The 9588-nt window shown below is 41.7% G+C and carries 6 protein-coding genes and 2 pseudogenes; all 8 read left to right on the top strand.

Annotated elements, in window-relative coordinates:
• Positions 1–227: pseudogene (locus tag F1E73_RS15715) on the top strand (MlaD family protein); the annotation flags it as partial.
• Positions 228–230: 3 nt separating this feature from the next.
• Entirely contained in the window at positions 231–1556 is a 1326-nt protein-coding gene (locus F1E73_RS15720; RefSeq protein ID WP_150452472.1) for a (Fe-S)-binding protein, read from the top strand.
• 17 nt (positions 1557–1573) lie between these two features.
• On the top strand, positions 1574–2365 hold the full coding sequence (locus F1E73_RS15725; protein WP_150452473.1) for a (Fe-S)-binding protein: 792 nt from the start codon (positions 1574–1576) through the stop codon (positions 2363–2365).
• A gap of 159 nt (positions 2366–2524) precedes the next feature.
• Positions 2525–3007 (top strand): ABC transporter ATPase, encoded by a 483-nt coding sequence (locus F1E73_RS15730; RefSeq protein WP_086475442.1) that lies wholly within the window; start codon positions 2525–2527, stop codon positions 3005–3007.
• A 100-nt stretch (positions 3008–3107) separates the two neighbouring features.
• On the top strand, positions 3108–6020 hold the full coding sequence (locus F1E73_RS15735; RefSeq protein ID WP_150452476.1) for a glycoside hydrolase family 3 N-terminal domain-containing protein: 2913 nt from the start codon (positions 3108–3110) through the stop codon (positions 6018–6020).
• 741 nt (positions 6021–6761) lie between these two features.
• A complete protein-coding gene (bshA, locus tag F1E73_RS15740) occupies positions 6762–7898 on the top strand; it encodes an N-acetyl-alpha-D-glucosaminyl L-malate synthase BshA (RefSeq protein WP_150452474.1) in 1137 nt (378 codons plus the stop codon).
• Between the two features lie 4 nt (positions 7899–7902).
• Positions 7903–8346 carry a hypothetical protein gene (locus F1E73_RS15745; protein ID WP_150452475.1) on the top strand — a complete coding sequence of 148 codons (444 nt, stop codon included), beginning with the start codon at positions 7903–7905 and terminating at the stop codon, positions 8344–8346.
• A gap of 865 nt (positions 8347–9211) precedes the next feature.
• Positions 9212–9588: pseudogene (locus F1E73_RS15750) on the top strand (OmpA family protein); the annotation flags it as partial.

Here is a 9588-nt window from a genome sequence, read left to right on the forward strand (position 1 = left end):
TAAATGGCGTGTTGGCACAGATAGAAAGCGGGGATGGCTCCCTAGGGAAATTGGTGAACGATGAAGCTCTTTATAACAACCTCACCGATGCTTCCAAGCAATTGGATCTGCTGCTTCAAGATTTTCGTTTAAACCCAAAACGCTATGTAAACGTATCCGTATTCGGAAAAAAACAAAAAGAATATACCCTTCCCACCGATGATCCGGCGGAAGAAATAACCAACTAGACCATGGAGTATATCCCCAATCTTATTTTTGCAGTCCTGCTTGTTGCCGGGATTGCATTTTTCACGCAAAATGTAAGGAAGCTTATCCGTAACATTAAGTTGGGGAAGGCCGTAGATACCAGTGACCATACTTCGCAGCGCTGGAAGAATATGATTGCCATCGCATTGGGGCAAAGTAAAATGGTGGTGCGTCCCGTTGCAGGGTTCTTGCATATTGTAGTATACCTGGGTTTTATTATTATCAATATAGAAGTTCTTGAAATTATTCTAGACGGCCTATTGGGTACCCATCGATTGTTTGCATTTTTAGGCGGATTCTATAGTTTTCTAATTGGCTCCTTCGAAATTTTGGCCCTCCTGGTTATTGTAGCGGTTACTTTGTTCTGGGTGCGGAGAAACGTAATTAAATTAAGGCGATTCTTAAATCCGGAAATGGCCGGTTGGCCCAAGAAGGACGGGAATCTAATTCTGTATATAGAGTTGGTGTTGATGGTATTGTTCCTCACTATGAATGCTGCCGATTATCAATTGCAGCAAATGGAGGTAGCGCCCTATGTAAAGGCGGGCGCCTTTCCCGTAAGTCAGTTTATAGCGCCCTTGTTTCAAGATATGTCGGTCTCCACCATTATTCTTTGGGAGCGCACGGCCTGGTGGTTGCATATTGTAGGAATATTATTCTTCCTAAACTACCTGTACTATTCCAAGCATTTACATATCCTATTGGCCTTCCCAAACACCTATTTTGGAAAAGTACGGCCTAAGGGGCAGTTCGATAATTTGGAGGCGGTAACCAAGGAAGTGCGATTAATGATGGATCCCAATGCCGATCCCTTTGCTGCTCCCGACGAAAATGCGCCGCCACCAGAAAAGTTTGGTGCTTCGGATGTAATGGATTTGGAGTGGGTGCAATTACTAAATGCGTATACGTGTACAGAATGCGGACGGTGTACCAGTGAATGTCCCGCAAACCTTACTGGAAAGAAACTTTCCCCTAGAAAGATCATGATGGATACTAGGGATCGATTAGAGGAAGTAGGAAAAAATATGGATGCCAATAAAGGGGTATTTGTCCCTGATGGCAAACAGTTGTTGGGAGATTATATCACCCATGAAGAGTTGTGGGCGTGTACCAGTTGTAATGCTTGTGTAGAGGCTTGCCCCATCAGTATAGACCCCTTGTCTATCATTATGGATATGAGACAGTATCTGGTAATGGAGCAGTCTGCTGCCCCTTCGGACCTAAATAATATGATGGGGAATATAGAAAACAACGGGGCACCCTGGCCATTTAATCAGATGGACCGACTCAATTGGTCCAAGGAATCCTAAAAAAAATATAGGTTGCAATGGAAAACGAATTAAAAGTGCCAACCATGGCCGAACTTACTGCAGCAGGAAAACAACCCGAAGTTTTGTTCTGGGTGGGCTGTGCAGGAAGTTTTGACGATAGGGCGAAAAAAATAACCAAGGCCTTGGTAAAAATTCTAAACAAGGCCAATATCAGTTTTGCAGTGCTTGGAACCGAGGAAAGCTGTACAGGCGATCCGGCCAAACGGGCAGGGAACGAGTTTTTGTTCCAAATGCAGGCTGTTACCAATATAGAGGTCCTAAATGCCTATGAGGTAAAGAAGATTGTTACTGCCTGTCCCCATTGTTTTAATACCCTAAAGAACGAATATCCCGGATTAGGGGGGAATTATGAGGTGGTACACCATACCCAATTCTTAAAACACCTGTTGGAATCTGGGAAAATAAGTATGGAAGGCGGACAATTTAGGGGGAAGCGAATTACCTTTCACGATCCTTGCTACCTTGGTCGGGCTAATAATGTGTACGAGGCTCCAAGAGATCTTATTAGAAAATTGGATGCCGAGCTTGTGGAAATGAAAAGCTGCAAGTCGCGCGGACTCTGTTGTGGGGCCGGGGGAGCACAGATGTTTAAAGAACCCGAGAAAGGCGATAAAGATATCAACGTAAAGAGAACAGAGCAGGCAATAGAAATTAAGCCCGATATTATAGCAGCAGGATGCCCCTTCTGTAATACGATGATGACGGATGGAGTGAAGAGTAAGGAGAAGGAAGCTTCTATTGCCGTATTGGATATTGCGGAGCTGATTGCCCAGGTAGAAGATCTGTAAGAAAGGCGTACCGTTACCGACCTTTCCCCCAAGTTGATTAAAGTTTGGAAATGGACCTTTAATGGAAAAAATGAACAGAATTAGGGTTTAAGACAGAACTGATATAAAAAAATAGATGCCCCAAAAATTTAGTTTTGGGAAAACCATAAAAAAATAAAAATGCTAGTAGAGTTTAATACATTACCAGATGATGCAAGAGTTTGGATATACCAAGCAAGTAGGAGTTTTTCTCAGGAAGAGCTTACTGAGGTAAAAACCCTAATCAATCAATTTATAGAGGGGTGGACGGCCCACGGGAGCGAACTGCGTGCTGGATGTGAGATTAGGTATAATAGATTTATCATTCTTGCCCTAGACCAATCCGTTACAGCGGCCTCTGGATGTTCCATAGATGCTTCTGTAAATTTCATACAGCAGTTGGAAAAGAAATACGACATTCAATTATTGGATAAGATGAATGTTTCCTATAAGCAGGGCGAATTTGTAGCCTATAAGCCGTTGACCGATTTCAGGAAAATGGCAAAACAAAAGGCGGTTTCCAAAAACACCATTGTTTTTAATAATTTGGTAACCAACAAACACGAGTACGAAAACTTCTGGGAAGTTCCTGCTTCCGAAAGTTGGCACGCCCGATTTATGTAAACTATTTATTCACACCTTCTTTGGCTTGTTTTTTGCTATAATACCAAATTAATTTGGCGTTGTGGGCAAGGAGCCTGCTATTATAATTCAGAAGACTTTTATGCGATTCAATACTTTTTTTGGATTCTTTTTTCTCTCCATACTCACTGCTTTTGGTCAGCAAAATCCCTTAACTACCAAAGACAGTGTGCAACAGCGCGCGTGGGTAGAAGCTACCTACCAAAAAATGTCGCTAGATGAAAAGCTAGGGCAACTGTTTATGGTGATGGTCACCTCGGACCAGAGTAAAGCCGGAATAGCAAATACCAAGAAACTGATTAAGGACCATCATTTGGGCGGACTAATCTTTTCTACCGGGGGGCCGGTAAGGCAGGCGCAGCAGACCAATGAATATCAAAAGCTTTCTAAAATCCCCCTTATGATTGGAATGGATGCGGAGTGGGGGCTGGCTATGCGATTAGACTCTACCTATGCCTTTCCGTGGAACATGACCCTAGGGGCCATTAAAGACAATTCCGTGGTGGAAAAGGTAGGGCGGCAAATAGGCTTGCATGCCAAGCGATTGGGTGTACATATTAATTTTGCTCCGGATATCGATATCAATACCAATCCCAAGAATCCTATTATCGGCAACCGTTCTTTTGGAGAAGATAGAGAAAATGTGACCCAAAAGGGAATAGCGTTTATGAAAGGGATGGAAGGTGCCGGAGTGCTAAGTAGCGGAAAACACTTTCCGGGCCATGGAGATACGGAGGTAGATTCGCACAAGGCCTTGCCGGTGATCGATTTTAATAGGGAACGATTAGATAGTATTGAACTATATCCCTATAGAAAGTTGATAAAGGAAGGACTGAGTAGTGTAATGATAGGGCATTTAAGTGTTCCAGCTTTGGAAATTAAAGAAGGATTTCCCTCCTCCCTGTCCGAGCAGATTATTGGAGAAGTTTTAAAGGAGCAACTGAATTTTAAAGGATTGGTATTTACGGATGCCCTTAATATGAAGGGGGTTTCCAATTTTGCCAAGGAAGGCGAGGTGGAACTAGCAGCCTTTTTGGCGGGGAATGATATTCTCTTAATGCCCGTGAATGTACCCAAGGCCAAAGCAAAACTATTAGAAGCCTATAAAAGGGGCAGGATTACCGAAGATAGGTTGGCGCATTCCGTAAAGAAAATATTGATGGCCAAGTACAAGGTAGGTCTGCACAGGTATAGCCCTATTAAGGTAGAGAACCTGTATGAAGACCTGAACTCCCTAGAAAACGATCTGATTTATGAGGAGGCCATTGAAAATGCCATCACCGTGGTAAAGAATAAGGTAGATCTCTTGGCCTTAAAGAATTTAGACAATAAAAAGATTGCCTACGTAAAATTTGGGGACGACAACAGTGATCCGTTTTTGGAGGAACTCAATAAGTATGCAGAGGTTACCCAAGTAAACGGAAAGGATGCTGCTACGCTTAAAGCAGGACTAAAGGACTATAATTTAGTGATTGTAGGTTTTCATAAGGACAATGCCAATCCCTGGAGATCCTATAAGTTTAAAAAATGGGAGATAGATTGGTTAATGGATTTGGCGGCAGAACGCACTTCCAATGTGGTGCTGGCCCTGTTTGCAAGACCTTATGCCCTGTTAGATATCCCGTCCTTCAATCATATTGATGCGGTGGTAGTAGGGTATCAGAACAGTAAGATTGCCCAGGAAAAAACCGCGCAGGTTATTTTTGGAGCCCTACCAGCAAAAGGGGTATTACCAGTAAGTTCGCATGTCGATTTCCCTGTGAATTCAAGCGTAACGGTACCTGCCTTAAAACGATTGGGATATAGTATCCCAGAGCGTGTAGGGATGAGCTCCAGTAAATTGGCGGAGATCGATAAAATGGTGCAGAATGGCATAGACTCCCTGATGTTTCCCGGGGCGCAGGTGCTGGTAGCCCGCAAGGGGAAGGTAGTCTATAATAAAGGCTTTGGTAAACCTACCTATGATTCAGACGCCCAGATTACCCCTAACTATATCTATGATTTGGCCTCACTCACTAAAATATTGGCAACGCTTCCCCTAGTGATGAAAATGGAAGAAGAAGGCAGCGTGGGCTTAAATACTACCTTCCAGGAACTAATCCCCTCCTTTTCCGATTCGGATTTAAAGAATGTGACGGTTTTAAAGGCCTTATCACATTATGGCCGATTACCGGCATGGATTGGTTTCTATCTAAATACCTTGGATGAGAATAGGAAGCCTTCGGCCGAGTTCTATCGCAATCAGATGACCGATGGGTATTCGGTTCAGGTGGCAGACCATTTATATATGGCAGATCATTATAAGGATTCTATCTATGAGCGAATTGGAAGACAGACCCTTAAGTCGAACCGATACCGTTATAGCGATCTCGCTTTTTTTGTAATGAAAAAGTATATCGAGAATACCTATAATACTGATTTAGCCACCTTGGCCGATAACTTTTTGTATAAATCCATTGGGGCTACCCGCATGGGCTATAACCCTTTGGAAAGATTTCCCAAGCAAGATATAGTGCCCTCGGAGGACGATAATTATTACCGCTACCAACGGGTACAGGGCTATGTACACGATATGGCGGCGGCTATGCAAGGAGGTATTGGCGGACATGCGGGACTTTTTGGCAATGCCAATGACGTGGCAAAGATTATGCAGATGTACCTTCAAAAAGGCTATTATGGGGGGAAGCAGTATTTGGATAATAGGACCATACAGAAATTCAATACCTGTTACTTCTGTGATAATAATGTACGAAGGGGCGTGGGATTTGATAAACCCGACCCTAATGGAGGCGGACCCGCCAGTAAGCTAGTCTCCAGAAAGAGTTTTGGCCATAGCGGATTTACCGGTACCTATACCTGGGCAGATCCAGAGAAGGAGTTGGTCTATGTATTTCTATCTAACAGAACCTTCCCATCTGCCACCAACACCCTCTTGATTAAATCGAGCCTTAGAACCCGCATCCAAGAAACCATTTATGAAGCGATTTTGAATTAGTGCCTTATCTCTCTCAACTTAAATAGGAGTTGAGTTTTTCCATTTTATTTTGAAATAAGCCTTGCCTGCTGGATGTCTATCACCTGATAGGTATATCTTGTTTACTTCCTTATGATAATCCTGTGATTTTCTACCAAAGTAGAAATTAGGCGGCAAACAAAAATGAAAGCTTTTTATTAAATTAACTTTATCTGTAGAATAGGTTCTAATCCCGAGGCTTCGGGACTGAGATTCAGCTTTTTATTTTTCTTAAAAAGCGCGGAGTTTCGAACACGGTTTTTCGAACTCGGTGTCGAAAACAGTCACTTTAGTAAGAAGCATTTTAACACCTTAGGCCATCGCTACCGCTGGCTCCTCTTTCCAAAGGTACACTGTACCTTTGTCTCTCGGCCCTGGACAAGCAAAGAAAATGAACAAGGACTTAAAGCAAAGTACAATGAATTCAGTATAGTTAATAATTGACTTTGTGACCAACCACCAAAAACAAAAACTCCAATCTAACCAACACCCTTAAATCTATAACCAAAAATTTCAATCATTATCCCTACAGAAAAACAGTGCTTTACGGCTGTTGAACCATTATAGGAGATCAATCTAAGGAGTAATAAACTGGTACAGTGAAATAAAATGAATAAATTTAGGGCGGATAAAGGTTTTGTCCGAAAGGGACATCCGGGAGACACCTATGACGGAAGCAGATAAAGTCCCCCGACATTCTATAATCAGTAAAAATAAAATTACGTGAAAATAGCAATCGTATGTTACCCAACCTTTGGAGGAAGTGGTGTAGTGGCTACCGAATTGGGCATTGCCTTGGCCAATCGCGGGCACGAAATCCATTTTATTACCTATAAACAACCAGTACGATTAGAGTTACTGGGTGAAAGGATCCACTTTCATGAGGTGAATGTCCCGGAATACCCCTTGTTCCATTATCAGCCGTACGAACTGGCGCTTTCCAGTAAATTGGTAGATACCATTAAATTATACGGAATAGAATTATTGCATGTTCACTATGCCATCCCCCATGCCTATGCAGGCTATATGGCAAAAAAGATGTTGGAAGAAGAGGGGATCTATGTCCCTATGATCACCACCCTGCACGGAACCGATATTACCTTGGTAGGAAGGCACCCCTTTTACAAGCCAGCGGTTACTTTTAGCATCAATAAATCCGATGTGGTCACCTCCGTTTCTGAAAATTTAAAACAAAGCACCCTTAATCTTTTTGATATTAAAAAGGAGATAGAAGTGGTGCCCAATTTTATTGATAAGCGGAAATACGGAATCCCCATTACCGATTGCCAACGGGCGTTAATGGCCAAGGATGAAGAGCGAATAATTACCCACATCAGTAATTTTAGGCAGGTAAAACGCATCCCGGATGTGATTCACATTTTTCATAAGATCCAGGAACAAATTCCTGCAAAACTGGTAATGGTAGGGGATGGCCCTGAGAAAGAAGGGGCAGAACAGCTGTGTGCAGATCTGGGGATTGAGGATAAAGTACTATTCCTAGGGAATAGTAATGAGGTAGATAGAATTCTATGTTTTTCGGACCTATTTTTATTGCCTTCCCAATCGGAGAGCTTTGGATTGGCGGCCTTAGAAGCTATGATCAATCGCGTAGCAGTGGTTTCTAGTAATGCAGGGGGAATTCCTGAGGTGAATAGGCAAGGGGTTACGGGCTATTTAAGTGATGTAGGCAATGTAGATGAAATGGCGGCCAATGCCCTAAAAATATTGAAGGACGATGCCACCCTGGAGAAATTTAAAGACAATGCCGCCAAGGCAGCCTTAGATTTTGATATTTTAAAAGTACTGCCCCTTTACGAGGCCATCTATGAAAAGGCGTTTGCAGAACGACACCAAAACTAAACTGATGCGATGCTTCCTATATCTTTTATTGCTAATGGGACTTTCCTGCTCCGCTCAAAAGAAAACAACCTCCGACCAGGAATCGGCCATCCCGCAATTGGTTTTGCACGACACCCATAGCCATTTGGAAGCCTCTCATTTTGAGGTAATCAAGGACGAAAAATCCCTAAAACTACTGTTCGCACAGATCAACAAGACCAGAAAACCCGGTATCCCCCTTCCTCAGGTCGACTTCAAAAAGGAAACCCTTCTGTTTTATGGGCCGGGAATGATAAAGGGGATGAGGAATTTGGAAATCTACATCCAAAAAGAATCCCAGGACTCTATTAAAATAGTCCTTCTGGACACTTTCGACTCCCCAAAGGGAGAACTCATCACCACCAGTCCGTTTTGTCTCTATTCCCTTCCCAAAACAGGGAAAACGATTGTTTTTATAGAAAAGGAGTAGGTTGATTTGAAGATTAGTTGATTTGGAAATGGGAGGGATTAATGTAACCATTGATCAATGTAGCGATGTACCAATGGGTTTGATTATTAGCCAATTTGGAAATGTGTTAATTTGAAAATGGGGGATTGATGTAACAATGTAGCAATGGGATAATGTAATAATGGAGGTGTTGTTTGGAAAATGAGATGCTATTGGCTAGGAATTGAGGATTTTACCTATTGAATGGTTAAACGGTTAAATAGTTAAAAGGTTATGCTGTTATAAGGTTATGTTGTTACGAAGTTGTCAGGAGTGAAACCCGGAGGAATTTTGTATCGAGAACCTATGGATTGAAAGATTATTCTTGAAAGGAAGTAAAGTTTCTAGTGATTCCTTTCAGTCCAGAATTTCCGTTTACCAATTGCTCTAAAGGAAGCGGAAATTCACATGAATTAAAGGTTTAAGAATCATTAGGTCCTTGAATGGTATGCTCATTAACTAAAGCCTAAAGCCTAAAGCCTATTGCCTCCAGCCTAAAGCCTCCAGCCTATGATGCCTAAAGCTTCTACCAATATTATTTATTGTTAATTGCAAAACCGATTACTGATCACTTTTTACTGAAACCTTCCTTTTTCTAATCTCCATTACAATAATAAAACTTCCCTCCCGTTAAGAAGTGGCTTAACTTGACTGCTAGCTAGAAGCCTTAGTTCTTTTTACAGGTATGGTGTAATACCCTATTAAATTTAATAAGTCTATAGCTGTGGTAGAAAAGAGATTATTATCCTATAATTATGTAAGATTTTAATAGAATTTTAATAGTTAAGTGATAAAATTCCAATTAAATTTGGTGGTTAAATTAATAATAATTTAAAATTAAGTTTTAATGAAAATTAGTAGGATTGTTTTAGTTTTTTTACTGCTCATTTCCTTTACCAATAGCAACGCACAGGATTTGCGTATTACCGAAAAGGACAAAATTGTTAAGAGTGCCTGGATGGTAGGTCTAGGATATAATTTTGTAGATGATTCCGGTACAGGTGCCGATTTCAGTGAATTGTTCAATGTAAAGGACAATTGGAATGCCTTGGCGTATCCATCGCGATTAAGTATCGGAAGGTATTTTGAAAACGGACTAGGGGTTGAGGCTATAGGATCCTACAATAAATATAAGGTAGGGAAAATGATTGACGGTGCTGTTAATACAGCTGAAACTAAATATGGAGCCATCGATGCAAGATTGAGCTATGATCTTAACAAGCT

This window comes from Arenibacter lacus (assembly GCF_008711145.1).
Classification (GTDB): Bacteria; Bacteroidota; Bacteroidia; order Flavobacteriales; family Flavobacteriaceae; genus Arenibacter; species Arenibacter amylolyticus.

Bases quoted from the DNA above. Each gene is read 5' to 3' on its own strand.
- F1E73_RS15720 (WP_150452472.1), top strand. From the start codon at position 231: ATGGAGTATATCCCCAATCTTATTTTTGCAGTCCTGCTTGTTGCCGGG.
- F1E73_RS15725 (WP_150452473.1), top strand. From the start codon at position 1,574: ATGGAAAACGAATTAAAAGTGCCAACCATGGCCGAACTTACTGCAGCA.
- F1E73_RS15730 (WP_086475442.1), top strand. From the start codon at position 2,525: ATGCTAGTAGAGTTTAATACATTACCAGATGATGCAAGAGTTTGGATA.
- F1E73_RS15735 (WP_150452476.1), top strand. From the start codon at position 3,108: ATGCGATTCAATACTTTTTTTGGATTCTTTTTTCTCTCCATACTCACT.
- F1E73_RS15745 (WP_150452475.1), top strand. From the start codon at position 7,903: ATGCGATGCTTCCTATATCTTTTATTGCTAATGGGACTTTCCTGCTCC.